The organism is Burkholderia pulmonis (genome assembly GCF_984667975.1).
The window spans coordinates 1,910,956-1,935,537 of record NZ_OZ480187.1; the positions used below are offsets into that span (position 1 = coordinate 1,910,956).

Here is a 24,582-nt window from a genome sequence, read left to right on the forward strand (position 1 = left end):
GGCTCAGGCCGGCACGCCGAACAGGCGCTGGCGGATCCGGTACAGCGGCTCGAACAGCCATTCGAGCAGGCTGCGCCGCTCGAGGACGATGTCGGCCTTCAGCATCATCCCGGCCCGCAGCGACAGCGGCCGCCCCTCGAACGCCGGCGTGCGGTCGGCCAGTTCCACCCAGGTCTTGAAGTACGTCTGCGGCACGGCCGCATCGCCCGGCAGATTCAGTTCCTTCGCCGAGAACGCCACCGGTGAAATCGACAGCACCCTGCCGCGATACGTGCCGAACTTCTCGACCGGGTAGCTTGCGTACGCGACCTTCACCTCCTGCCCCTTCTTCACGAAGCCGGCCTTCGACGACGGAATGTAAACCTCGGCGATCAGCCCGTCGGCCTTCGCGGGCAGGATCTCGACGACACGCGTGCCGGGCGGGTCGATCACGCCGCCCTGCACGACGTCGAGGCGCACGATCTGCCCGTCGGCCGGCGCATACAGCACCTGGTTCACGTTCTCGTCGATGTTGTATTCCTTCGCGTTCAGCTCCTCCTGCTTGATCTTCAGCTCCGCGTTCGCGCCGTCGTACTTGCTCTGCATCGTGTCGAGGTCGCCGCGCAGCTTCATCGCGTTCTTCGCGAGTTCGGCGCGGCGCAGCAGCAGGTCCTGGTACGCCTGTCCGGCCTGCAGGTACTGCGTGTTGACCTGGTTGTACTGTTCGAGCGTCACGACCTGTTCGTCGAGCAGTTGCTTCACGCGCGCACGCCGCTCGCCGTACTCGTCGACGATGCGCTTCTGGTCCTGGATCTGCCGGTCGATCAGCCCGCGGCTCTCGCCCTGCGCGGCGATCTGCTGATTGATCTGCTGCACCGTCGACCGGTATTCGAGCTGCGCCGCGTCGATCTGCTGCTTCACCTCGACGCGCTGCCGGTCGAGCGCCATGCGCATCCCCTGCACGTTGTTCGCCTGGCTGACGAAGCTCGTGTCGCGCGTCACCGCCAGCAGCCGCTGGCCGGCCTTCACGTGCTGGTCCTTGCCGACGTAGATGTCGCGTACGGCCCAGCCCGGCGGCGCACTGACGCCGATCAGCCCCGAGCGCGGCGTCAGCATCCCCGACACGCTCTCGGTATTCGCATAGCTCAGCTTGACGAGCGCGGTCACGAACATCGCGAACATCGCCAGCGACAGGTAGCAGAAGAACCGCATCGACACCGGCACGTCGACGACGCCGTGGATCACGGTGCCGAAGGTCGTGCCGCGCGCGAGCTTGCGCGACGGCTTCTGTTCTCGGAGGGCGGAGTTCCAGGTCGGCATGGGGCAGGCTCGTCAGGAGCGACGCCGCGCGGCCGCATCGAGCAGCGGCGTCGGCATCAGGTAAGGCGTGAAGTGTTCCCAGAAATGCCATTGCTCGGGCTGGCGCACGAGCGCCTGCTCGAGGCGGTCGACGATGCGCTGGTGCGTCTCGCCCACGGGCGACGCATCGTCGTCCGTGCCGAGCATCGGCGCGAGCGGGCTGGCCGCCAGCTCGGTGAAATGCACCGCGCAGCGATCGCGGAACGGCACGCCCGTCGCATAGGCGACGAGCAGCGGAATCCCCTGCTCGACCGCGAGCTTCACGCCGCCGCCGGCCATCCGTACCCAGCGCCCGCCGAGCCGGCAGCGGTTGGTCTTGCCGAACTTGCCATGCAGGTCGGAAAACAGCAGGAACACCGGCGACTCGCGCCGCAGGCTCGTGATCAGCCGCCGCAGGTGCACGCGCTCCTCGATGTCGATGAAATCGACTTCGCCTGCGCCGTATTCGTCAACGAGCCGCAGCGCATCGTCGAAGAACGCACCGGGCGCATCGCGGTGCAGGATCACCATCAGCTTGCGGTCGTCCGGAATCATGAAGCGCAGCTTCGTGACGAACAGCATCAGGTTGCCGAAATGCAGCCCCGCGAGCATCAGCGGGCCGCCTCGTGCGAGTGCCGTGCGCAGTTGCTCGTCGCCTTCGCACGCCATTCCGTCGATCATCGACTTCATCGATTCGAGGCTGTGCGTGCGCAGCTTGAGCCCCGCGAATTCGGCCTCGAACAGCTCGCGCACGATCGCGGCCGACACCTCCCGCACGCGTCGCGGATCGTCGTTCAGGTGCGCGCTCAGCATGTACGCGACCGCACGTTCGATCGACTCGCGAATGCACGGAAAACAGCGCAGGCACGCGCCCGAACACCAGCGCATCAGCCGCAGCCCGCGTGCGGGCGACGTGCGCAGCGCGACGGCACGCACTGCCCGGCGCACCAGGAACGCGTACGAGAACGGATTGAGCAGGAAGAGTCGCCCGAGCATCACCGCATCTCCTCGTTTGCGCGCCATGCGTCGGTCACATCGGCCAGGACGCCCTCGTGCATCTGGTAGATGCGGTCGACCATCGACAGGATCGACGCGTCGTGCGTGACGAGCACGATCGTGCACGGCAGCGTCAGCACGTTGCGGCAGATCTCGTGCGTCGTCGCCTGGTCGAGGTTCGACGAAAACTCGTCGAGGATCAGCAGGCGCGGTTCGCAATACAGCGCCCGCGCAATCAGCAGCCGCTGCATCTGGCCGGCCGACAGGAATTTCTGCGTATCGCCGAGCGGCGTGTCGTAGCGATGGTCGAGCCGCTCGATCTCGTCGTGGATGCACGCGAGCTTCGCCGCGTCGAACATCGCGCCGATCCGCGGCGCGGGCGCGAAGTTCGTGATGTTGTCGCGAATCGTCCCGCGAAACAGCTGGTCGGATTGCGTGACGGCCGCGAGATGCTTGCGGTACTGCCGCAGGTTCACTTCGGCGAGATCGACGCCGCCGACGAACAGCGTGCCGGGGTCCGGCCGCACGAGCCCGCAGATCAGGTTCAGCAGCGTCGTCTTGCCGCTGCCGGTGCGGCCGACGATCGCGATCTTGCTGCCGGCCGGCACGTCGAGCGCGACGTCGCGCAGGATCGGCCGGTTGCCGCCCTTCGGCGTGTACGACAGCGCACGGATCGCCAGCGTGCCGTCGAATCCGTCGACCGGCCGCACGACCGCGTCCGGCGCGGGCTCCTCGGTCTCGGTCTGCAGCACGTCCGCCACGCGGTCCATGTGGACCTGCAGCACCTTGCGGCGCACGTAGAGCTGGATCGAATCGATGAACTTGTCCGCGAACAGGTTCTTGTACTGGATGAACGCGTAGATCACGCCGATCGTGCTCTGCCCGTGCATCACGAGCCACGCGCCATACGTGACGATCACGAGCTGCTCGACGTGCACGATCCCCTTCGAAATCGCATCGAACAGCAGTTGCAGCCGCTCCTGCTGGCGCATCGCCTGCAGCTTCTGCGTGAACGCGTTGACCCACAGGCTGCTGCGCGCGGTCTCGGCCGACAGCAACTTGATCGAGTGCGCGGAACGGATGTTCTCGATCAGCAGCGCATCGGCCTCGGCGCCGCGCGTGAGGATCTGCGACATCGCGTCCTGCAGCTGCGGCTGGATCGCGAGCCGGCTCAGCGCGAACAGCACCATTCCGGCGAGACTGATGCCGGCCAGCACGGGGCTGTAGTACAGCATCAGCACGAGCGTCAGCGTGCAGGTGACGATATTCAGCAGCCCGCCGACCAGCCCGTCGACGAGAAAACGCCCGACCTCCGACACCGACGACACGCGCGAGATCGAATCGCCGGTGTTGTGGAACAGGAAATAGCCGATCGGCAGCCGCGCGAGATGGCCGACCATGTTCGCCGACAGCTGCTGCGACACGATGTTGCGCAGGTAACTCTTGATGTTGCCGACGAGGTTCGCGTACAGCGTGTCGAACAGGAACACGATCGCGAACAGGATCGTCAGCAGGTACAGGATGTCGACGTCGGTCTTCTTCAGCGCCTCGTCGATCGTCAGCTGCACGTACGACGGGCCGAGCAGCAGCAGGAGCTGCGCGGCAACGCCGCCGGCAATGCCGATCGCGAGGCTCTTGCGGATGCCCGTCAATCCTTCGAGGTAGTCGCGCAGCCGGATCCGGTCGGCCTGCCCCGCCCGCGTGAAGCCGATGTCCGGATTCAGTTCGAGCGCGTAGCCGGTGATGTGCGTGAGCGCCTGCGCGAGCGGCAGCTTCGTTTCGCCGAGCGCGGGATCCACGATGTGCACGCTGCCGTAGCCGACCTTCGTCAGCACGACATAGTGGTTCATCCCCCAGTGCAGGATGCACGGCGTCTTGAGCGCGTCGAGTTCGCCCGCGTCGAACTGCAGCCCGCGGGCGCGCAGGCCGAGATCGTTCGAGATCTCCATCAGGTCGAAGAACGACAGCCCGGAATCGATCCGGACCGGGTAGCGGTTGCGCAGCGTGCGCAACGTCGTTTCGCGCCCGTGCCACGACGCGATCATCGCGAGGCAGGCCAGGCCGCACTCCGTCACCTCGTCCTGCAGGACCGGACGGACTTTACGCGTATTGAAGAGCATGGTCGGGCACCCGGGGCGCGACAACGCGCCGCCCGGGCCTGCCGATGCGGGCCCGTGGCGGGTCGTGCGCGATACGCATGGGCGTAGCCGGCGCGCTGCCGGCTACGAAGAAAGATCGGTGTTGCCGGTTGCCCGGCGGGCCGCTCAGCGCGACGAGCCGAGCGACATCCGGAACTGTTCGACGGCGCGGGCCTGGTACTGGGTCATCAGGCCCTGCAGCGTGGTCCCGATCGACTGGTTCACGAGATCGACCGTATAGGCGGCCGAATTGGAGTAAAGCGACGCGCCGCCGCGAATCTGGCGGGCCTGTTCTTCCGTGATGTCTCGCATTTTTCGTGGCCTTTATATTTTCGGAATGCCTTCAGCCGTCAGCCAATTGCAAACCCAATGGCCGTTTGCTTTATTACGGGGATAATCCGGCACTCCTGCCTCCTGATAATCGCCCGATTCCGAAACAATGCATTTCGGAGTCGCTTTATTTCCACTGCGGCGATCGATTCTTTTCCTTCTGTTTCGCAGCATTTCACGCGGGGGGCGCCTCCCCGCGCACGGCGGTTACTTGCCGGTGTTATTGAACGTCTTCGGGTTCTGCAGGTAATTGCCGAGGCTCGGCAGGAACTGGCCGAGCGCGGTCACCACCGGCGCGGCGTCAACGGCGAGACTGCCCAGCGAGCTGATCGCACCGCCGCCATGCACATTCCTGACCTGTTCCGTCGTCATGACCTTCATCATTCTCTCCTCGTAAAAAATAAAGATGATGCAAAGAACCTTCATTGAAAGACAAACGGCTTTTAATCCCTAGCGACTTGTTAATCTAATAATCACTGCGATTACGAGCCGAAATCAGGCTATCATGCGGTCGCATCGGAATTCAATGGAGGACACACTCTTACAGGTGCGTTTTCCGGTGTGTGACGGGTAGCAGACATTCATGCTGTTTGAATTTCAATTTCAAAACGTTTAAATCCCGCCGCAATGCATTGCGGCACGGGCAGGAGACGGAGACGGCCATGTTTGAAACGAGGCGTGCGAATCGCGGATCGGCGGCAGCGGATACGGGTATTTCCCTATCAAGATTTTCGACTAGGTGGAATCCCGGACTTGCAACCATGACATTATTCGCTGTAACGATGGCCTGCACGTCGGTAAACGCCCGTGCGTTCTGCCTTGACACCGCGTACCAGTATGCGTCCGTGCACGATCCGCGCTACCTGCAGGCACGCAGCGAATACGATGCGGCCCGCCAGAAATTTCCCGAGGCGCGCGCGCAGATGCTGCCGCAGGCCACCGCGCAACTCGAATGGGGGCGCTACGGCACGCACGCGAACCTGTTCGGTATCGACGTCAGCGGGTCGAACAATGCCGCGTACGGTGCCGCGCAGGTCACGCAGGCGCTGTTCAACGTGCCCTACCTGTACGACATGCGGCGTGCGACCGAGTACGAGGAATCGGCAAGGCAGAAGCTCGAGGTCGCGAAGCAGGACCTGATCCTGCGTGTCGCGAACGCGTGCTTCGACCTGCTGAGCGCGCGCGAGAAACTGCAGTCGGCCGACGACGAAGTCAGCGCGCTCACGCGGCTCGAAAGCGATACGCGGCGCATGGCGCAGCTCGGAATGAAGACGATCGGCGACACGGCCGAGATCGAGGCGCGCCGCAGTCTCGCGCAATCGGACGAGGCGCTCGCGCAGACCGACGTCGACGCGCGCCGCGCACGCTACGAGACGTTGCTCGGTTCGACGATCGATTTCTCGCGCTGGCCGCGGCTTGCAATGCGCGGCTCGTCGCCGCGCATTCCGTCCGGCGAGTACGCGCCGCAGGACAACCCCGCGTACCGGCAGGCGTATCGCGACGTCCAGGTCGCGCGGCTCGCGGCGAAACGCGTCAGCGCCGAGCATCTGCCGACCGTCGACCTGTTCGCGTCGTATTCGCGCGGGCTCAATCCGAACCTGCGCGGGCTCACCGATCGCTCGGATTTTCATCAAAGCGCGTTCGGCGTGCAGGTGACGATCCCGATCTTCTCCGGCGGCAGCGTGTACTACCGGCAGGTGGAAGCCGAGCACGTGACCGAGCAATACCGCAACCGGCTGCGCGAGGTCGAGGAGCAGCTGGGCACCGATCACCGCGAGGCGCTGTCCGCGCTCGAATCGGTCGGCAAGCGCATCCGCGCGCTGCAGCAGTCGCTGCAGGCCGCGCGACTCGCCTATGATTCCTCGATGAAGGCGCACCAGGTCGGCTACAGCACGACGTACGAAACGCTGAACCTGCGGCGCGACATCTCCGGTATCCGGCAGAAACTGTTCGACAGCTATCTCGATGCCTTGAAGCTGCAGCTGAAGCTGAAAAGCGTGCTCGGTACGCTCGACGAACAGTCGCTGATCGCGGTGGACAGCTTCCTCGAAAGCAACGCGGCGAACGACCGGAGTTGAGTGCAATTCAACATGTGCCGGCGCCTCAAAAAAAGTTGCGTCCGCAACTTTAAAGGGATGCCGATGCGTCGACCGGCCATGACTTCGTCGCCGATGCATCGCGTGCTCCTGCTCATCGATTCCCGATAACTTGCGTCCGACCCTGCGTGATCGCACCGCGCAATGCGCGGTCCCGGTCGCATGCAGCGCTTGGCGCGACGCCCTCGCGACGTGCAGGGGTATACGCGATGTTGCGTCCCAAAAAAACTTTGCATAGAGTGCTTCCCATCGATCCGGTGGACAAAGACGTCCCACGATCGTGCGCAGCGCGAGCCCGATAGCCCGCGCTTCGCCGGCCGCGCATCCGGCCACTTATCCGCATTCCCGTTATCCGACAGCGTTGTCGGATGAACGGACCGGCAAAGAAGCCCTTGCCTCGCTCGTCGAGACAAGGGCTTTTTTTTGTCTTTCGAAAACGCACGTCCTCACCTGAACCAGGAGCACACCATGCGTCATGGCGATATTTCCAGCAGCAACGACGCCGTCGGCGTCGCCGTCGTCCAGTACAAGATGCCGCGCCTGCACACCCGCGCCGACGTGATCGCGAACGCCCGCGAAATCGCGGAGCGCGTGGTCGGCATCAAGCGCGGCCTGCCCGGCATGGACCTCATCGTGTTTCCCGAGTATTCGACGCACGGGATCATGTACGACGCGAAGGAGATGTACGACACGGCATCGACGATCCCCGGCGAGGAAACCGACATCTTCGCGGCCGCGTGCCGCAAGGCCAACGTGTGGGGCGTGTTCTCGCTGACCGGCGAGCGCCACGAGGAACACCCCAACAAGGCGCCGTACAACACGCTCGTGCTGATCAACAACCAGGGCGAGATCGTGCAGAAGTACCGCAAGATCATGCCGTGGGTGCCCGTCGAAGGCTGGTATCCGGGCGATTGCACGTACGTCGCCGACGGGCCGAAGGGGCTCAAGATCAGCCTGATCATCTGCGACGACGGCAACTACCCGGAGATCTGGCGCGACTGCGTGATGCGCGGCGCCGAGCTCGTCGTGCGCTGCCAGGGCTACATGTACCCGGCGAAGGACCAGCAGGTGCTCGTGTCGAAGGCGATGGCGTTCATGAACAACTGCTACGTCGCGGTCGCGAATGCAGCCGGGTTCGACGGCGTGTATTCGTATTTCGGCCACTCGGCGATCGTCGGCTTCGACGGCCGCACGCTCGGTGAATGCGGCGAGGAAGAAAACGGCGTGCAGTATGCGGAGCTGTCGGTCAGCCTGATCCGCGACGCGCGCCGCAACATGCAGTCGCAGAACCACCTGTACAAGCTGCTGCACCGCGGCTACACGGGCAAGATCGGCTCCGGCGAATCGCCGAACGGCGTCGCGCAGTGCCCGTTCGAGTTCTACGCGAACTGGGTGAACGATCCGGACGGCACGCGCCAGGCCGTCGAACGCCTGACACGCGCGACACCCGGCACGCCGGAATGTCCGATCGAAGGCATTCCGTCCGAAGCGCCCGCGCACCGCTGAGCCCGCGCCCTGCCCGGCCGTTCGCGCCGCGTGCGCGAACGGCTCCGCCCCACTCTGGAGCCCTCATCATGCTCGGTGTCGCTCTTTTCTTCATCGGCGCGGTGCTGGTCGTCAACGGCGTCGCGCTCACCGGCCGCATCGAACCGCGCGACGCGGCCGGCCTGAACCTGCTCGTCGGGCTGCTCGCGCTGCTGATCAACCTTGCCGGCCTCGTCCAGGCGTCCGCGCCGCCGCAGTATTTCTCGAGCGCGGGCGGGCTGCTGTTCGCGTTCACGTACCTGTATCTCGCGGCCGTCCAGTGGCGCGGGCTGCAAGGCGCGGGCCTCGGCTGGTACTGCCTGTTCGTCGCGATCAGCGCGCTCGTCTACGCGGGCACGTCGCACGACGTGCGCTTCGGCGTGATGTGGCTGCTGTGGTCGAGCCTGTGGTTCCTGTTCTTCGTCGCGCTCGGGCTGAAGCGTTCCGTGCGCTTCCTGCCTGGCTACACGATCGCGATCGGCATAGGCACCTGCTGGCTGCCCGGCATGCTGATGATGACGGGGAGGTGGTAATGAGCGCACGCGATACGCCGCTTGCCACCGATCCGCTCGCCGGACACCGCATCGCCGACGCGCCGTTCTACCAGGCGGCCGGCGCCGAAGCCGACTGGTTCGAGACGGCCTGCCGCCATCACCTGCCGGTCCTGCTGAAAGGCCCGACCGGCTGCGGCAAGACGCGTTTCGTCGAATACATGGCGTGGCGCATGGGCCTGCCGCTGATCCAGGTCGCGTGCAACGACGATACCTCGGCGGCCGACCTGACGGGCCGCCACCTGCTCGACGCCGACGGCACCTACTGGGCCGACGGGCCGCTCACGCTCGCGGCGCGCCATGGCGCGATCTGCTATCTCGACGAGATCGTCGAGGCACGCCCCGACGCGACGGTCGTGATCCACCCGCTGACCGACTCGCGGCGCGTGCTGCCGCTCGACCGGCTCGGCGAAGTCGTGCACGCGCATCCGGATTTCCATCTGGTGATTTCGTACAACCCCGGCTATCACGGCGAACACCGGCGCTTGAAGCCGTCGACGCGGCAGCGCTTCGTCGCGATCGACTTCGGCTATCCGGATGCCGCGCATGAAGCCGATGTCGTCGTGCGCGAAAGCGGCGCCGACCGCGACACCGCGCGCCGGCTCGTCGATCTCGCGCAGCGCACGCGTGCGCTGGCGCAGGCCGGCAACGGGCTCGACGAAGGCGCATCGACGCGCCTGCTCGTGCACGCGGCCCGTCTGATCGTCGCGGGGCTCGCACCGCTCGACGCGTGCCGGATCGCGATCAGCGACGCGGCCAGCGACGACGCCGACACGCGCGCCGCGTTGCAGACGATGGCTGCCGCGTACTTCGCGACATGAGTGCGCTGCACCTCGCCCGCTTCCTGCACGGGATGACCGCCCGGGAAACCGACGTGCGGCTCGACGATGCGGCCGTGCGCACGACGCTCGGCCACGCTGCATTGCGCGTGCCGGGTACGTTGCCGCCCGCCGCGCGCATCGCGGCGGCCGCGCACGCGCTCGCGCACTGGCGGCATTCGCCGTCGGGCGAACCGGCCGACAAACTGACGCCGATCGGCCTCGCGGTTGCCGGCCTGATCGAGGATGCGCGGGTCGAAACGCTGCTCGCCCGCACATGGCCGGGGCTCGCGACGTTCTGGGCACCGGCGTTCGCGCCGATCGACCGCGAAGGGCTCACGTTCGGCTGCCTGTGCGCACGGCTCGCGAAAGCGCTGTTCGATCCGACATATCGCGACGGCAATCCGTGGGTCGACAAGGGCGTGCAACTGTTCGCCGAACTGCGCGACCGGCTCGACGACTATCGTGCGTTCCGCACGATCGCTTCGCGGCTCGCGAACGATCTCGGCCAGATGCGCGTGCGCTTCGAGCCGGATGACGGCGCATGGCTGCCCTATCGCGACGACAACGCGTGGCTGTGGGCGCAACCGGCCGCCGCATCGGAACAGGCCGGCAACGAAGGCATCGAGACGTCGGCCGCAACCGGCGGCCACGGCGACGAACCCGACGACGAGCCGCAATTGCCGCCCGATGCGCGTCGGTATCCCGAGTGGAATTGCCACACGCAACGTGAACGCCGCGACTGGACGACGATCGTCGAACGCGCGCCCGTCACGTCGGCGCCACCGCGCTCGCTGGCCGCGCTGATCGAAGCCGACCGGCGCGCGGCGAAACGGATGCCGTCCCCGCGCGCGGCGGAGCCGATGCGGCGCGTCGGCCGCCAGCTCGACGGCGATGCGCTCGATGTCGATGCGGCGATTGCCGCCCGCATCGCGCGCCGCGCCGGGCAGGTGCCCGATCCGCGCGTGTTCCGCCGCCGCGTGCCGCACGATGCGCATGGGCCCGTGCTGATCCTGCTCGACCTGTCGGCATCGACGGCCGCGCACGTTGCCGCGCTCGAAAAACGCGCCGCCTTCGTGCTCGGCGACCTGTTCGACCGGCAGCGTCGCCGCTGGGCCGTGCACGGCTACACGTCGGATGGCCGCCATCGCGTGTACTACGCGCACTTCAAGGATTTCGGCGACGCGTTCGACGCCGGCCGTCGCGCGGCGCTGCTCGCGGCCGACGCGGGGATGAGCACGCGCACCGGCGCGGCCCTGCGTCATGCGCTGGCGCTGCTGCGCCGCGAAGCGGCATGCGCGCGCGCCGCCGTGCTGATGATCGGCGACGGCGAAGCCGCCGACATCGACGTGTTCGACCCGCGCTATCTCGTCGAGGATGCGCGCCATGCGGCGCGCCAGGGCCGGCAGCGCGGCGTCGCGGTCGCGGGTTTGTCGTTCGGCGCGCCGCCCGGGTTGTCTACAATACTTGGCATCGGCCCGAGCTGCCTGCACGCGGCGAACGGCGACGCCCTGCCCGCCGTCGTCGCGCACGCGGCCGGGCGGTTGACCGCGTGACGGCCCTACCCGCAAGCATCAGGATGGACGAATGAACAGTGTGAAGGTTGGCGTATTGTTCTCGCAGAGCGGATGCACGTCGCACCTCGGCCAGAGCCAGTTGCGCGGCACGCTGCAGGCGATCGCCGAGATCAACGAAACGGGCGGCGCGAACGGCTGCGAGATCGTGCCCGTCGTGCGCGACGCATGCTCGGATCCGGCCGTCTACGCGCGGCTCGCCGAGGAGCTGATCGCCACCGAACGCGTAAACGTGCTGTTCGGCGCGTACATGTCGAGCAGCCGCAAGGCGCTGATTCCGATCGTCGAGAAGTGGGACAAGCTGCTGTTCTACCCGACCCTCTACGAAGGCTTCGAGTTCTCGCCGAACGTGATCTACACGGGGGCCGCGCCGAACCAGAACAGCGTTCAGCTCGCCGCGTTCATGACCGCGCAGTTCGGCGCACGCGTGTACCTGGTCGGGTCCGACTACATCTACCCGTACGAGTCGAACCGCATCATGATCGACCTCGTCACGCAACACCCGGAAGGCCAGATCCTCGGCGAGGTGTACATGCCGCTCGTCGCGTCCGAACAGGATTTCGCGGCGGTCGTCGAGGACATCCGCGCGAAGGCGCCGGACTTCGTGTTCAGCACGCTCGTCGGCGACAGCACGGCCGCGTTCTACCGTGCGTATGCGCAGGCCGGCCTCGATGCGCGCAAGATGCCGATCGCGAGCCTGACGACGTCCGAGATCGAGCTCGGCCAGATGGGCGCCGCGGCGGCCGGCCACTATACGTCGTCGCCCTATTTCCAGACCATCGATTCCGACGTGAACCGCCGCTGCATCGCGCAACTCAAGGCGCGCTTCGGCGACGACGCGAGCGCGTCCGCGCCGTGGGAAGCCGCCTATTTCCAGGTCCACCTGTTCGCCAATGCGCTCGCCCGCGCCGGCACCGACCAGCGCGACCGGCTGGTCGAGCATCTCGCGGAGGCGGAATTCGACGCGCCGCAGGGGCGCGTGAAGATCGACCGGCTCACGCAGCACACGTGCCTGTACCCGCGCATCGGCTGCGCGACGGCCGACGGCAATTTCACGATCGTGCGCGAAGCGACGCGCCGCGTGCATCCCGATCCGTACCTCGTCACGCACTCGCTCGGCGACCGCGTGCACACGCCCGACGAACTGAAGGCGTAACCGACGATGCGCGCCCGCACCCCGATCCGCTCGACGCCGCGCCTGCTCGCCGAATTGCGTTCGCTCCGCGTGATGGTGTACTACCCGGACGACGACAACGGCCTGCTGCTCGTCGAGCAGCTGTTGCGCATCGGCTGCCCGACCGAGCAGCGCTGGCCGCCGCCCGCGACGCTGCCGGAGAGCGTCGACCTCGTGATTCTCGCGGTTCGGCCCGACCTGCTGCACCTGTCGATCCCGTGGCTCGAGGACGACGCGCGGCCGCCGCTCATCGCCGTCACGACCTACGAAAGCCCGACGATCCTCGAACTGATGCTGCGCATCGATGCGCAGAGCGCGGTCACGACGCCCGTACGCTCGTTCGGCCTGTTGAGCGCGATGGCGCTCGCGTGCCACCAGAGCCGCCGGCACGACGAATACCGGCGCCGTATCGCGCAGCTCGAACAGCGCGCGATGTCCGCGCGCACGCTGCAGGAGGCGAAGACGCTGCTGATGCAGCACAACGCGATCAGCGAGGAAGAGGCGTATCAGCAGATCCGCTCGCAGGCGATGGAGCGGCGCATCTCGATCAACCAGCTCGCCGAGCAGATCGTGCAGGCGCATGCGCTGTTGAAGCGCTGATGCCGGTCCGCTCTCCGCCCGTCAGTCGGGCGGCGGCAGCACCACCGTGTCTTCCGGCCCGAGCACGCGCCCGTCCTGCGCGCGCAGCTCCAGCTTCCTGACCGGCAGCCCGCTTTTCCGGTCGACGAGCAGCACGTGCGCCTCGTCCGGTTCGAAGAAGAAATCCTCGCCCCACTGCCGCAGCGCGACCAGCAGCGGAAACAGCCCGCGCCCCTTCTCGGTCAGCACGTATTCGTGATGCGCGCCGCCGTCCGCGGCCGGCACGATGTCCATGATCCCGTGTGCGACCAGGTTGCGCAGACGCGCGGCCAGGATGTTCTTCGCGAGGCCGAGGTTCTTCTGGAATTCGCCAAAACGGCGCAGCCCGTCGAATGCGTCGCGGACGATCAGCAGCGACCACCAGTCGCCGATCGCATCCAGCGGGCGGGCAACGCCGCAAAGGGAGTCTTCATGCGTGGTTCTTCGGTTCATCGATGCGTGGGCGATGCCGTTCCTGACGTACGAGCTGAACGGCGGTCGGTTCCGGTGAAATAAATGGTTTCAATATAAAACCCAACCAGCAAAAGATCAATTCCACGAGCCCGACTGTTCATGATCGGTGAACGGCGCGGGGGATTCGGCCCGGATTGGTATGCGAGTCGCACTGCTTGAGCGGTACATCACACCACCTTCCCTTTCCGCGGCTTTACCGCGCATCGACGATGCCGCCAGCCGGCAATCGATCTGTCCTTTCTTGTGGTTGCAACTTGAAACCGCATGATCTACGCTTTCACTTGGTTTCAACTTGAAACCAAACTATCCGACTACCGAAGGAGCGTTCGATGATCCGGTCCGATGCCACGTTCGACGGCACCTTTCCTTTCGCCCCGCATTTCGACGACGCATCCGGCTTCCGGATGCACTACGTGGACGAAGGCCCGCGCGACGGTGAAACCGTCCTGTGCCTGCATGGCGAACCCACGTGGGGTTACCTGTTCCGTCATCTGGTGACGGCGTTGAGTCCCGACTACCGCGTCGTCGTGCCCGATCACATGGGATTCGGCAAAAGTGCGACGCCGCAGGACCGCAGCTACTGGCTGCAGGATCACATCGACAACCTCGAGCGCTTCGTGCTCGCCCGTGGCCTCGATCGCATCACCCTTGTGATGCACGACTTCGGCGGCCCGGTCGGCATGGGGCTCGCCGCACGGCATCCGGACCGGATTCGCCGGATCGTATCGGCGAACGGGCCAACGCCGTTCGGCCAACCCGACCTGGTCGAACGGCTGACGGCGAACGGCCGCGATGCGCCGTGGTTCCAGTGGATCATGCGCGCAGCGGCCGACGACACGCTGGAAACCGTGCTCGGGCAGCTCGGCTTCAACATCCTGAGCACGCTGAAGCTGAACGGGTTCGAGAACCACGCGGCCATCACCGACACGTGGATCGCCGCGTACGGTGCGCCGTTCGCGCAACCGGCCGACTGTCTCGGCGCGATCGGATGGGCACGGGGGTTTGCAGCCGGCGCGCACCGGTTCGAGGAACCCGATGCCGCGGCGCTGCGCGCGATACGCGACACACCCGCGCTCGCGATCTGGGGAGACGCCGACCGAACGCTCGGCGCCGAACACTTCCTGCCGCTCTTCACCGCGCTGTTTCCGTCCGCGCCCGTCGAGCGGCTGGCGGGTGTCGGGCACTACTGCTTCGAGGATGCGCCCGACGTCATCGCGGCGCGGATCGCCGGCTTCATCCGGACGACCGGCTGAAAAAAAATCCGGCAGCCGGATCGAAACCCCCGGCTGCCGAACGACGTGCGCGCCGCTGTCGCGAACGCGCACGCATCGCTTAACGTCAGTGAATGATCCGCGTCACGCCACGCCCGCGCGGATCGGCCATCGCTTCCGGCGTCTTGCCGTCGATCTTGATGACCTGGATGTCGCCGCTGAAATCCTGCCCCTTCAGCGTATAGCCGCGCGCCTCGATCTGCTTCGCGAGTTCGCCTTCGATCGGGTGGTACGGCTCCCAGAAGATCGTGTTCGGCGGCAGCAGCTGGTGATGGAAGCGCATCGCGCCGACGGCCTCCTTCAACGGCATCTTGAAGTCGTAGATGTTGTTGATCACCTGGAAGATCGACGTGAAGATGCGCGAGCCGCCCGGCGTGCCGATCACGAGCGACACCTTGCCGTCCTTCGTCATGATCGTCGGCGACATCGACGACAGCGGGCGCTTCTTCGGTTCGATCGCGTTCGCGTCGCTGCCGACCACGCCGAACATGTTCGCGACGCCCGGCTTCGCGGAGAAGTCGTCCATCTCGTCGTTCAGCACGATGCCGGTGCCGTCGGCGATCACGCCTGAGCCGAAGTAGCCGTTGATCGTGTACGTGTTCGACACCGCGTTGCCCCACTTGTCGACGACCGAGAAGTGCGTCGTTTCCGCCTTCTCCGGCATCGTCGTGCCGAGGCCCGGCTGCACGCTCTTCGTGTCCGACGGCTCCTTCGGGTTGACTTCGGCCGCACGCTTCGCGATGTACGCGTCGTTGGTCAGCTGCGCGATCGGCACCTTGTAGAAGTCGGGATCGCCGAGATACTGCGCACGATCGGCGAATACGCGCTTTTCGATTTCCGCGACGAGGTGGATGTACTGCGGCGAGTTGAGCTTCACGCCCTCGAAGTCCTGCTTCAGGTCGGCCTTCATCTTCAGCAATTGCACGAGGCCGATGCCGCCCGAGCTCGGAGGCGGCGCGGTGATCACGTCATAGCCGTTCCACTTCGCCTGCACCGGCTCGCGCCACACCGCGCGGTACTGCGCGAGATCCTCGGTGGTGATCAGCCCGTTGCCGTCGCCGGTCTTCATCGACGCCGCGATCAGCTCGGCCGTCTTGCCCTTGTAGAACCCTTCCGCGCCATCGTTCGAGATGCGCGTCAGCACGTCGGCGAGATCGGGCTGCTTGAAGTTCACGCCGGCCTTCAGCCCGGAGAAATACTTGTCGAAGTTGGTCTTGCCGCCGAATTCCTTCGATGCATCGACGCCGCGTTGCGCCAGCTGTTCGTCGACGACGAAGCCGTCGCGCGCATAGTGGATCGCCGGCGCGAGCACCTGCTTCCACTTCAGCTTGCCGAAGCGCTTCTGCGCTTCCCACATGCCGGCCACCGTGCCCGGCACGCCGACCGCGCGCGGGCCGTACAGGCTCATGCCCTTGATGACGTTGCCGTCCTTGTCGAGGTACATGTCCTTCGTCGCGGCGAGCGGCGCGCGCTCGCGGTAGTCGACGAAGTACGGCTTGCCGTCCTTGTAGATCGTCATGAAGCCGCCGCCGCCGATGTTGCCGGCTTCCGGATACGTGACGGCGAGCGTGAATGCGATCGCGACGGCCGCATCGATCGCGTTGCCGCCTTCCTTGAAGATCCGCTCCGCGGCATCCGCGCTGTACTTGTCGGCCACCGCCACTGCCGAGCTCGTCAGGACCGCCGGCTGCGGCCCTTTCGCATACGCGGGCGCGTTCGGCAGGAACCCGATGCCGGCCACCGTCGCAAGCACGGCAGCGGATGATTTGAAGCGATTCAGCGTAGTCATTGCATGTCCCCCATGTGGATCTCCTTCAGGCACGAAAAGCACCTGATCCGCGGATGGCCGCCGGCGCGCCAACGGCCATATGCCGGTTTCGTAGTATAGGGGGACAAAAAGGGTCGAACACGCGACATGCAACGAAAGCATGCCGATCGGGTGCGCCGGGTCACGTTGCAGCGCCGCGACGGGCAAACGCATCGGTCGAAACGGCATGCGATGCACGTCATCACGCAACGCACAAAACCGAAAGTTGCGAACCTCGCGACACGCCGCGCGGCACGCACAAAAAAATCTGCGAATGCCTCTCCCGCAGCGCGAGTCGATCTGAGAAGATAGCGCCCCTTTCGCACGGCATCACCGTTTCGTTCACGTGCCGCTTCACGCTTCTTCGTCTCGCTCCCTATGGCATCACACAATGCGCATCATGCGTCCGGCATCGCGGCCGGCGTCGCCGCCGCCGTCCTCGTCGCACAAACCGGCGCAACCGGCCCCTGGCACATCGGCATGCTCGCCGCGTTCGCGGCGGGCGTCGCAGGCGGCACCGCGCCCGACTGGCTCGAAGTCGCCTGGTGGAGCCGCAAGCGCCGCCTGTGGATCACGCATCGCACCATCACGCACTGGGGCATCGGCTGGATCGCGCTGCTTGCGCTCGGGTGGCACGGGCTCATTCATCATCCACATCCGCTGTGGGCCGCCCCGCTGTTCGGCTTCGCATGCGGCGGCTTGATGCACCTGCTCGCCGACTGGCCGAACCCGCTCGGCGTGCCGTGGATCTGGCGGCGTCACTCGCTCAATCTGTGGAACAGCGGGAATTGCGACCTGATCGTCGTGGCCGCCGCATGGGGCGGCACTCTGTGGCTCGCGCAGTCGCTGTGTTCGCGCGCGCCGCTGCTCGAACACTGGCTCGGCTGGTTGAATCGCGTTTAGTTGCGTTTGCTTGCAATTCGGCGCGGTGTCGGCAAGCCGAATTGCACGCAACTTTCCGTCCGTTGAAAGTACGCTGCATGCCCCCATCTCGACCTGAATCGTCGACACGCATGCGCGGCACGCACGCGCGACGTCTGGCACACTGACGATTCGATTCATGCGCGGTTCGCCCGCGCACTCGCACCCCATTTCAACGCTCCGATGGACGTCACCGCCACCCGCCCTGCCACCCGTGCGCTCGACGTGTTCCACCCGGCCGTCGCCGCGTGGTTCCAGCGCACGTTCGCCGCGCCGACCGGCGCGCAGGCGCTCGCGTGGCCGCACATCAAGGCCGGCCGCTCGACGCTCGTCGCCGCGCCGACCGGCTCCGGCAAGACGCTCACCGCTTTCCTGTGCGCGCTCGACGAGCTGGTGCGCGATGCGCTGGCGCATGACGGCACGCTGCCCGATGCGACGCTGGTCGTCTACGTGTCGCCGCTGAAGGCATTGTCGAACGACATCCACGTGAACCTCGACGCGCCGCTCGCCGGCATCGCCGAATCGCTCGCGCAACTCGGCCTGCCGGTGCCGGCGATCCGCACCGCGGTACGCACCGGCGACACGACGCAGGCGGAGCGCGCCGCGCTGCGCAAGCGCGCGCCGCACATCCTCGTCACGACACCCGAATCGCTGTACGTGCTGTTGTCGTCCACATCGGGGCGCCAGATGCTGTCGAACGTGCGCTCGGTCATCGTCGACGAGATTCATGCGCTGGCGTCGTCCAAGCGCGGCAGCCACCTCGCGCTGTCGCTCGAACGGCTCGACGCGCTGGCCGGCCGCGCGCTGCCGCGCATCGGGCTGTCGGCCACGCAAAAGCCGATCGACGCGGTCGCGCGCTTCCTGGTCGGCGGGCCGGCCGACGCGCCGCGCAACTGCACGATCGTCGACACCGGCCACACGCGCGAGCGTGACCTCGCGCTCGAACTGCCGAACGTGCCGCTCGGGCCCGTGATGGCAACCGACGTGTGGGAACAGGTGTACGACCGCATCGCCGGGCTCGCGGCCGCGCATCGCACGACGCTCGTGTTCGTCAACACGCGGCGCACCGCCGAGCGCATGGCGCGCCATCTCGCCGACCGGCTCGGCAAGGACGCGATCGCCGCGCATCACGGCAGCCTCGCCAAGGAACACCGTTTCGATGCCGAGCAGCGCCTGAAACGCGGCGAGCTGAAGTTGCTCGTCGCCACGGCCTCGCTCGAACTCGGCATCGACATCGGCGACGTCGATCTCGTCTGCCAGGTCGGTTCGCCGCGCGGCATCGCCCCGTTCCTGCAACGTGTCGGCCGCTCGGGGCACCATGTCGGCGGCGTGCCGAAGGGCCGGCTGTTCCCGCTGTCGCGCGACGAGCTCGTCGAGTGCGCGGCGCTGCTCGATTGCGTGCAACGCGGCGAGCTCGATGCGTTACGGATTCCCGAAGCGCCGCTCGACGTGCTCGCGCAGCAGATCGTCGCCGAAGTCGCATGCACGGAGTGGCAGGAAGATGCGCTGTATGCAAGCTTCACGCGCGCCGCGCCGTACGCCCGGTTGACGCGCGAGCGCTTCGACGAAGTGATGAAGATGCTCGCCGAAGGCTTCACGAGCCGCCGCGGCGTGCGCGGCGCGTACCTGCATCGCGACGTGGTCGGCGGCACCGTGCGCGGGCGCCGCAACGCGATGATGACCGCGACCACGTCCGGCGGCACGATTCCCGACATGGCCGACTACGCGGTGCTGCTCGAACCGCAGGGCATCCAGGTCGGCACCGTCAACGAGGATTTCGCGATCGAGAGCATGGCCGGCGACGTGTTCCAGCTCGGCAACCAGTCGTACCGGATCATTCGCGTGGAAACGGGCCGCGTGCGCGTCGAGGATGCGCAGGGCCAGTCGCCAAGCATTCCGTTCTGGCTCGGCGAAGCGCCGGGGCGCAGCGACGAACTGTCGACGGCGGTCGGCCGGTTGCGCGCACGGCTCGACGGGCTGTTCGCCGACGGCGACCGGCAGGCCGACGAAGGCGGACGCAAGCGCGCGGGCGGTCAGGCTGCGGGCAACGCGGAAGGCAACGCGAAGATCAAAGCCGGTACCGCGCCCCCACACACCGACAGTCGCCTCGCGCCCGCATTGCGCTGGCTCGTCGACGCGCTCCACCTGTCGCCGGACGCCGCGCGCCAGATCGTCGACTACCTCGCCCGCACGCGCGCCGCACTCGGCACGCTGCCGACGCAGGACACGCTCGTGATGGAGCGCTTCTTCGACGAATCGGGCGGCACGCAACTCGTGATCCATTCGCCGTTCGGCAGCCGCATCAATCGCGCCTGGGGGCTCGCGCTGCGCAAGCGCTTCTGCCGCAGCTTCAACTTCGAGCTGCAAGCGGCCGCGACCGACGACGCGATCATCCTGTCGCTGTCGCTCGCGCACAGCTTCGCGCTCGACGAAGTGTGGCGCTACCTGCGTTCGGCCAGCGCCGAGCACGTGCTGGTCCAGGCGCTGCTCGACGCACCGATGTTCGGCGTGCGCTGGCGCTGGAACGCGACGACCGCGCTCGCGCTGCCGCGCTTCACCGGCGGCCGGCGTACCGCACCGCAACTGCAGCGGATGAAGAGCGAGGATCTGCTCGCGACCGTGTTCCCCGATCAGGTCGCCTGCCTCGAGAACATCGTCGGCGAACGCGAGATTCCGCATCACCCGCTCGTCGACCAGACGCTCGACGACTGCCTGCACGACGCGATGGACACCGACGGCTGGCTCGCGTTGCTGCTCCGGATCGAAAGCGGCGCAATCGAACTCGTCGCGCGCGACCTGCCCTCGCCGTCACCGCTCGCGGCCGAGATCCTGAATGCGAAGCCCTATGCATTCCTTGACGATGCGCCGCTCGAGGAGCGCCGCACGCAGGCCGTGCAATCGCGCCGCTGGAGCGATCCCGAATCGGCCGACGATCTCGGCGCACTCGACGTCGACGCGATCGACGCGGTACGCGACGAAGCATGGCCGCTCGTGCGCGATGCCGACGAAATGCACGACGCGCTGCTCACGCTCGCGTGCATCGCCGACAGCGAAGCACAGGCACACGCAGGCTGGCCCGACCGGCTCGCGGAACTCGCGGAACGCCGCCGCGCGACGAAACTGGTCGCGCCGGGCGGGATTGCGCTGTGGCTGCCGGTCGAACGGCTGGTGTGCATGCGCGCGCTGCATCCCGACGCACGCGTGTCACCGGCGCTCAAGGTGCCGGCCGCGTGCGCGCAGCCGTGGGAAGCCGACGCGGCGCTCGTCGACGTGATCCGCGCGCGCCTCACCGGCTTCGGCCCGCTCACGCTCGACGCGATCGCGACACCACTCGGCCTGCCGCCCGCGTCGATTGCAACGGCGCTCGCGGCGCTGGAGCGCGAAGGCTACGTGATGCGCGGCCGCTTCACGCCGGGCGCGACGACGGACGAATGGTGCGAGCGCCACCTGCTTGCGCGCATTCATCGCTACACGGTGAAGCGGCTACGCCGCGAGATCGAACCGGTCGAGCGCGCCGATTTCATGCGCTTCCTGCTCCACTGGCAACACCTGACACCCGACACGCGCGGTACGGGCCGCGATGCACTCGCGGCCGTGGTCGAACAGCTCGAAGGCTACGAAGCCGCCGCGAGCGCCTGGGAAGACGCGCTGCTGCCCGCGCGGCTCACCGACTACACGGCGGGCGGCCTCGACGAGCTGTGCCGTTCGGGCAAACTCGTCTGGACCCGCATCGGCGCGCCAGCGCGCGCGGCCGGCACGCCCGTGAAGACGACGCCGATCGTGCTGCTGCCGCGCCGCCATCTCTCCGCCTGGCAGGCGCTGCGCGATCCCGATGCGCAACCGGCGCTGTCCGCGCGCGCCACGCAGGTACGCGACGCGCTCGTCGCGCACGGCGCGATGTTCTTCGATGCGCTGCTCGACGACCTGCACATGCTGCCCGTCGAACTCGAACAGGCGCTCGGCGAACTCGTGTCGGCCGGCCTCGTGAATGCGGACAGCTACGCGGGGCTGCGCGCGCTGCTGAAACCGGCCGTCAAGCGCAGTGCGACCTATGCGCCGCGCACGCGACGCGGCGGCGCACTGATCGGCGGAATGGACGACGCGGGCCGCTGGGCGCTCGTGCAACGTCAGGCGCCGCAGGACGATACGCCGGCGCCGAAACGCGGCCCGGCAACGACCGACCCCGACGCGCTCGAACACATCGTGTGGACGCTGCTGCGCCGCTACGGCGTCGTGTTCTGGCGGCTGCTCGAACGCGAAGCCGACTGGCTGCCGAGCTGGCGCGAACTCGTGCGTGTGCTGCAGCGCCTCGAAGCACGCGGCGAGATTCGCGGCGGACGCTTCGTCGCCGGGCTCGCGGGCGAGCAGTTCGCGCTACCCGAGGCCATCCCGATCCTGCGCGAGTTGCGCCGGCAACCGGGCGACGGACAGTACGCATGCGTGACGGGCGCCGACCCGCTGAACCTCGCCGGCACGCTGCTGCCCGGCGACAAGGTGCCGGCACTGGCCGGCAATCGCGTGCTGTTCCGCGACGGCGTGCCCGTCGCGTCGCTGGTATCGGGCGCGTTCCATTACGCCCCCGAACTATCCCCTGCCGCGCGTGAAGATGCGCGCCTGCGGCTCGCGCGCCACTGCTGACATCGGCTGACACGCGCATCGCCCAGACTACTGATCGCCGGGCCGCGCGGCCGCGATCGTTCGGGTAGCATCGGACGATTGACCGCGCGGGCTTGCGCGCCGCGCCCAGACAAAACCAGATTTCCGGAGACTGCGCCCATGCCTTCGCATGCCGATTCGCCCGCCGCTCATCACGCGGGTTCGCTGACCATTTTCCAGGGCGCTGCGCTCTATATCGGCGCGGTGCTCGGCACCGGCGTGATCGCGTTGCCCGCGCTCGCCGCCGAAGTCGCGGGGCCGGCCTCGCTGCTCGCGTGGGCCGCGCTCGTCGTGCTGTCCGGGCCGCTCGCGGCCACCTTCGCCGCACTCGGCGCACGCTATCCCGACGCAGGCGGCGTCTCGACCTACGCCCGGCGCGCATTCGGCCCGAAGGCTGCGGCCATCGTCGGCTGGTGCTTCTATTTCGCGGTGCCGGCCGGCGCGCCGGCCGCCGCGATGTTCGGCGGCGCCTACGTCGCGGCCGTCACGGGCGGCGGGCACACGACGATCATCGTCACGGCCGCCGCGCTGATCGCGACCGTGTCGGCCGCGAACGCATTCGGCGTCACCGTGTCGGGCCGCATGCAACTCGTGCTGTCGGCGCTGCTCGTCACGCTGCTGCTCGCCGCGGTGCTCGCGTCCGCGCCGCATGCGCGCACCACGAACCTGCATCCGTTCGCGCCGCACGGCTGGCTCGCGGTCGGCCAGGCCGCCGCACTGCTCGTGTGGAGCTTCGCCGGCTGGGAAGCGATCACGCATCTCGCGGCCGAATTCCGCCGGCCCGCGCACGACATGCCGCGCTCGGCCGGCATCGCGGTCGTGGTCGTCGGGTTCCTGTACCTGTCGGTCGCCGCCGCGAGCGTGATGGTGCTCGGGCCGTCGGCCGGCGCATCGGGTGCGCCGCTCGCCGAACTGATCGCGGGCGGCATCGGCGGCCATGCGCAAGTGCTGGCGGCTGCCGCCGCATTGCTGCTCACGCTCGGCACGATGAACGCGTATTTCGCGGGTGCGGCGAAGCTCGGCGCGGCGCTCGGTCGCGACGGCGCGTTGCCGGCATGGCTCGCGCAGGGCAGCCAGGTCGGCGGCGTGCCGCGCCGCAGCCTCGGCGTGATCGCCGCGCTTGCAGCAGTCGCGCTGGCGGCCACCACGCTCTCGGACGTCGGACCGAAGCCGCTCGTGCTCGTCACGTCCGGATGTTTCGTGATGGTGTACGGGCTTGGTGCGGCCGCCGCGCTGAAGTTGCTGCCGCGCGGCGGCATCGCTTACCGCTGCGCATGGGTTTCGCTGGTTGCGGTCGCCGGGCTGTTCCTGACGACCGGATGGTATTTGCTGTGCCCGCTGCTGCTCGCGGGCGGTGCACTGCTTTATCTGCAGATGACCGGCTCACGCCAATGACCTGGCGCGCACGCAGCCACCCGCTGCCCGCTCGCCGCACCCATCGCCTGCAAGATCAGGAAGATCCGGCCGGATGCCGTTGCTTCACGCCGGTCAGGCCGGCACCAGTTCGAAGCTGAGGCGTTTGCCGAGCGCCGCGGCCGCGCTCGCGAGCGTCGCCAGCGTGAGGCTCGTGTCGGTTTCGTCGAGCAGGCGGTTGAGTGCGGCGCGGCTGGTTTTCATCCGTGCCGCCATCGCGGTTTTCGTGATGTGCTGCGCCTTCATTTCCTGCCCGATCTGCCACGCGATCACGCGCTTGATCGCGGTGGCGGTGGCCGCTTCGAGATTGCCCTCTTCTTCGAGGAAGGTATCGAAATCGCTGCCGATATGCGGGTTGTTCGTGGTCGTCATGTCGTACTCCAGGTGCATGGCGTTGCCGGCAGCCCGACCGTCGAAGACGGTGCGTTCCGGCACAACCGGGAAATTCAGATGGCGTGCGTCAGCGCTTTCAGGCGCGCGACGGTAACATCGAGTTCGTTCGACGGCGTGGCCCTCGACTGCTTGAAGAAGCCGTGCAGCAGGACCATCGTGTCGCCGACGACCGTGAACAGCACGCGGGCGCTCCGCCCCGGCAGCATCACGCGGATCTCCCACAGATCCTTCGCCATCTTCCGGACCAGCGGCATGCCGAGCGGCCAGCCGAGTTGAACGGTCTTGATCTCTTCGCCGATCGCCGTTCGCTCCGCCTGCCCGAGCGACTTGAGCCATTCGCGCACCGGCTCGTTGCCACGGGCCGTCCGGAAAAGCCGCACGCCGAGCGTGACCTGAATGTGCTGTCTCGCCATCGTCTTGTCTTCCATCGTACCAAAAACGGTACGATATGCCAAGCACCCCGGAGACGGCTACTGACCGGATAGCCAGTTCTACAGCAAGGAAAGGGATC

20 protein-coding genes are annotated in these 24,582 nt (G+C 67.2%); 11 read left to right on the forward strand and 9 right to left on the reverse strand.

Annotated features, from left to right (window positions below; translation table 11 throughout):
- Positions 1 to 3 precede the first annotated feature (3 nt).
- From AC5LXK_RS25295 to AC5LXK_RS25315, 5 genes are all read right to left on the reverse strand, one after another.
- A complete protein-coding gene (locus AC5LXK_RS25295) occupies positions 4 to 1,299 on the reverse strand; it encodes an HlyD family secretion protein (protein ID WP_493391419.1) in 1,296 nt (431 codons plus the stop codon).
- A 12-nt stretch (positions 1,300 to 1,311) separates the two neighbouring features.
- Positions 1,312 to 2,316 carry a lysophospholipid acyltransferase family protein gene (locus AC5LXK_RS25300; RefSeq protein WP_493394056.1) on the reverse strand — a complete coding sequence of 335 codons (1,005 nt, stop codon included), beginning with the start codon at positions 2,314 to 2,316 and terminating at the stop codon, positions 1,312 to 1,314.
- Entirely contained in the window at positions 2,313 to 4,433 is a 2,121-nt protein-coding gene (locus AC5LXK_RS25305; protein ID WP_493391420.1) for a peptidase domain-containing ABC transporter, read from the reverse strand. The genes AC5LXK_RS25300 and AC5LXK_RS25305 overlap by 4 nt, the downstream gene beginning before the upstream one ends.
- Positions 4,434 to 4,577: 144 nt before the next feature.
- Complete coding sequence (locus AC5LXK_RS25310) at positions 4,578 to 4,763, reverse strand: hypothetical protein (protein WP_021159490.1); 186 nt, start codon at positions 4,761 to 4,763, stop codon at positions 4,578 to 4,580.
- A 225-nt stretch (positions 4,764 to 4,988) separates the two neighbouring features.
- Positions 4,989 to 5,162 carry a hypothetical protein gene (locus tag AC5LXK_RS25315; RefSeq protein ID WP_006495012.1) on the reverse strand — a complete coding sequence of 58 codons (174 nt, stop codon included), beginning with the start codon at positions 5,160 to 5,162 and terminating at the stop codon, positions 4,989 to 4,991.
- Positions 5,163 to 5,542: 380 nt separating this feature from the next.
- Here AC5LXK_RS25315 and AC5LXK_RS25320 point away from each other — a divergent pair, with 380 nt between their 5' ends.
- The 7 genes from AC5LXK_RS25320 (at position 5,543) to AC5LXK_RS25350 (ending at position 13,118) form a co-directional block, all read left to right on the forward strand.
- Positions 5,543 to 6,859, forward strand: a complete 1,317-nt coding sequence (locus AC5LXK_RS25320; protein ID WP_493391421.1) for a TolC family protein — start codon at positions 5,543 to 5,545, stop codon at positions 6,857 to 6,859.
- Between the two features lie 486 nt (positions 6,860 to 7,345).
- A complete protein-coding gene (locus tag AC5LXK_RS25325; protein WP_322088858.1) occupies positions 7,346 to 8,383 on the forward strand; it encodes an aliphatic amidase in 1,038 nt (345 codons plus the stop codon).
- A 68-nt stretch (positions 8,384 to 8,451) separates the two neighbouring features.
- Positions 8,452 to 8,934: an AmiS/UreI family transporter gene (locus tag AC5LXK_RS25330; protein ID WP_493391422.1), complete on the forward strand. Its 483-nt coding sequence runs from the start codon at positions 8,452 to 8,454 to the stop codon at positions 8,932 to 8,934.
- Positions 8,934 to 9,773 (forward strand): CbbQ/NirQ/NorQ/GpvN family protein, encoded by an 840-nt coding sequence (locus AC5LXK_RS25335; RefSeq protein ID WP_493391423.1) that lies wholly within the window; start codon positions 8,934 to 8,936, stop codon positions 9,771 to 9,773. Before AC5LXK_RS25330 ends, AC5LXK_RS25335 begins: the two co-directional genes overlap by 1 nt.
- The gene (locus AC5LXK_RS25340; protein WP_493391424.1) at positions 9,770 to 11,326 is read left to right on the forward strand and encodes a nitric oxide reductase activation protein; all 1,557 of its coding nucleotides are present in this window, start codon (positions 9,770 to 9,772) and stop codon (positions 11,324 to 11,326) included. Before AC5LXK_RS25335 ends, AC5LXK_RS25340 begins: the two co-directional genes overlap by 4 nt.
- Positions 11,327 to 11,357: 31 nt before the next feature.
- A complete protein-coding gene (locus AC5LXK_RS25345; RefSeq protein WP_493391425.1) occupies positions 11,358 to 12,500 on the forward strand; it encodes a transporter substrate-binding domain-containing protein in 1,143 nt (380 codons plus the stop codon).
- Positions 12,501 to 12,506: 6 nt separating this feature from the next.
- The gene (locus AC5LXK_RS25350; protein ID WP_493391426.1) at positions 12,507 to 13,118 is read left to right on the forward strand and encodes an ANTAR domain-containing response regulator; all 612 of its coding nucleotides are present in this window, start codon (positions 12,507 to 12,509) and stop codon (positions 13,116 to 13,118) included.
- A gap of 21 nt (positions 13,119 to 13,139) precedes the next feature.
- Here the strand turns inward: AC5LXK_RS25350 and AC5LXK_RS25355 are convergent, their stop codons facing one another.
- A complete protein-coding gene (locus AC5LXK_RS25355) occupies positions 13,140 to 13,589 on the reverse strand; it encodes a winged helix-turn-helix transcriptional regulator (protein ID WP_175842206.1) in 450 nt (149 codons plus the stop codon).
- 350 nt (positions 13,590 to 13,939) lie between these two features.
- Here AC5LXK_RS25355 and AC5LXK_RS25360 point away from each other — a divergent pair, with 350 nt between their 5' ends.
- Positions 13,940 to 14,863, forward strand: coding sequence for an alpha/beta fold hydrolase (locus AC5LXK_RS25360; protein WP_493391427.1), 924 nt, complete (start codon positions 13,940 to 13,942; stop codon positions 14,861 to 14,863).
- Between the two features lie 85 nt (positions 14,864 to 14,948).
- On the opposite strand, the gene ggt is transcribed toward AC5LXK_RS25360, so the two are convergent.
- Positions 14,949 to 16,670: a gamma-glutamyltransferase gene (gene ggt / locus AC5LXK_RS25365; protein ID WP_493391428.1), complete on the reverse strand. Its 1,722-nt coding sequence runs from the start codon at positions 16,668 to 16,670 to the stop codon at positions 14,949 to 14,951.
- 396 nt (positions 16,671 to 17,066) lie between these two features.
- Here ggt and AC5LXK_RS25370 point away from each other — a divergent pair, with 396 nt between their 5' ends.
- The 3 genes from AC5LXK_RS25370 (at position 17,067) to AC5LXK_RS25380 (ending at position 23,660) form a co-directional block, all read left to right on the forward strand.
- Positions 17,067 to 17,591, forward strand: coding sequence for a metal-dependent hydrolase (locus AC5LXK_RS25370; protein ID WP_222904586.1), 525 nt, complete (start codon positions 17,067 to 17,069; stop codon positions 17,589 to 17,591).
- Between the two features lie 201 nt (positions 17,592 to 17,792).
- Positions 17,793 to 22,247 carry a DEAD/DEAH box helicase gene (locus AC5LXK_RS25375; RefSeq protein WP_493391429.1) on the forward strand — a complete coding sequence of 1,485 codons (4,455 nt, stop codon included), beginning with the start codon at positions 17,793 to 17,795 and terminating at the stop codon, positions 22,245 to 22,247.
- Positions 22,248 to 22,385: 138 nt separating this feature from the next.
- Positions 22,386 to 23,660: an APC family permease gene (locus AC5LXK_RS25380; RefSeq protein ID WP_493391430.1), complete on the forward strand. Its 1,275-nt coding sequence runs from the start codon at positions 22,386 to 22,388 to the stop codon at positions 23,658 to 23,660.
- Between the two features lie 93 nt (positions 23,661 to 23,753).
- On the opposite strand, the gene AC5LXK_RS25385 is transcribed toward AC5LXK_RS25380, so the two are convergent.
- Together AC5LXK_RS25385 and AC5LXK_RS25390 are read right to left on the reverse strand one after the other, a co-directional pair.
- Positions 23,754 to 24,050, reverse strand: a complete 297-nt coding sequence (locus AC5LXK_RS25385; RefSeq protein WP_131948707.1) for an XRE family transcriptional regulator — start codon at positions 24,048 to 24,050, stop codon at positions 23,754 to 23,756.
- Between the two features lie 74 nt (positions 24,051 to 24,124).
- A complete protein-coding gene (locus AC5LXK_RS25390; RefSeq protein ID WP_493391431.1) occupies positions 24,125 to 24,484 on the reverse strand; it encodes a type II toxin-antitoxin system RelE/ParE family toxin in 360 nt (119 codons plus the stop codon).
- Between the last annotated feature and the right edge of the window lie 98 nt (positions 24,485 to 24,582).

Coding starts and splice junctions, on each gene's coding strand:
- AC5LXK_RS25295 (WP_493391419.1), bottom strand. CDS start 1,299: ATGCCGACCTGGAACTCCGCCCTCCGAGAACAGAAGCCGTCGCGCAAG.
- AC5LXK_RS25305 (WP_493391420.1), bottom strand. CDS start 4,433: ATGCTCTTCAATACGCGTAAAGTCCGTCCGGTCCTGCAGGACGAGGTG.
- AC5LXK_RS25310 (WP_021159490.1), bottom strand. CDS start 4,763: ATGCGAGACATCACGGAAGAACAGGCCCGCCAGATTCGCGGCGGCGCG.
- AC5LXK_RS25315 (WP_006495012.1), bottom strand. CDS start 5,162: ATGAAGGTCATGACGACGGAACAGGTCAGGAATGTGCATGGCGGCGGT.
- AC5LXK_RS25320 (WP_493391421.1), top strand. CDS start 5,543: ATGACATTATTCGCTGTAACGATGGCCTGCACGTCGGTAAACGCCCGT.
- AC5LXK_RS25325 (WP_322088858.1), top strand. CDS start 7,346: ATGCGTCATGGCGATATTTCCAGCAGCAACGACGCCGTCGGCGTCGCC.
- AC5LXK_RS25330 (WP_493391422.1), top strand. CDS start 8,452: ATGCTCGGTGTCGCTCTTTTCTTCATCGGCGCGGTGCTGGTCGTCAAC.
- AC5LXK_RS25335 (WP_493391423.1), top strand. CDS start 8,934: ATGAGCGCACGCGATACGCCGCTTGCCACCGATCCGCTCGCCGGACAC.
- AC5LXK_RS25340 (WP_493391424.1), top strand. CDS start 9,770: ATGAGTGCGCTGCACCTCGCCCGCTTCCTGCACGGGATGACCGCCCGG.
- AC5LXK_RS25345 (WP_493391425.1), top strand. CDS start 11,358: ATGAACAGTGTGAAGGTTGGCGTATTGTTCTCGCAGAGCGGATGCACG.
- AC5LXK_RS25350 (WP_493391426.1), top strand. CDS start 12,507: ATGCGCGCCCGCACCCCGATCCGCTCGACGCCGCGCCTGCTCGCCGAA.
- AC5LXK_RS25355 (WP_175842206.1), bottom strand. CDS start 13,589: ATGAACCGAAGAACCACGCATGAAGACTCCCTTTGCGGCGTTGCCCGC.
- AC5LXK_RS25360 (WP_493391427.1), top strand. CDS start 13,940: ATGATCCGGTCCGATGCCACGTTCGACGGCACCTTTCCTTTCGCCCCG.
- ggt (WP_493391428.1), bottom strand. CDS start 16,670: ATGACTACGCTGAATCGCTTCAAATCATCCGCTGCCGTGCTTGCGACG.
- AC5LXK_RS25370 (WP_222904586.1), top strand. CDS start 17,067: ATGGCATCACACAATGCGCATCATGCGTCCGGCATCGCGGCCGGCGTC.
- AC5LXK_RS25375 (WP_493391429.1), top strand. CDS start 17,793: ATGGACGTCACCGCCACCCGCCCTGCCACCCGTGCGCTCGACGTGTTC.
- AC5LXK_RS25380 (WP_493391430.1), top strand. CDS start 22,386: ATGCCTTCGCATGCCGATTCGCCCGCCGCTCATCACGCGGGTTCGCTG.
- AC5LXK_RS25385 (WP_131948707.1), bottom strand. CDS start 24,050: ATGACGACCACGAACAACCCGCATATCGGCAGCGATTTCGATACCTTC.
- AC5LXK_RS25390 (WP_493391431.1), bottom strand. CDS start 24,484: ATGGCGAGACAGCACATTCAGGTCACGCTCGGCGTGCGGCTTTTCCGG.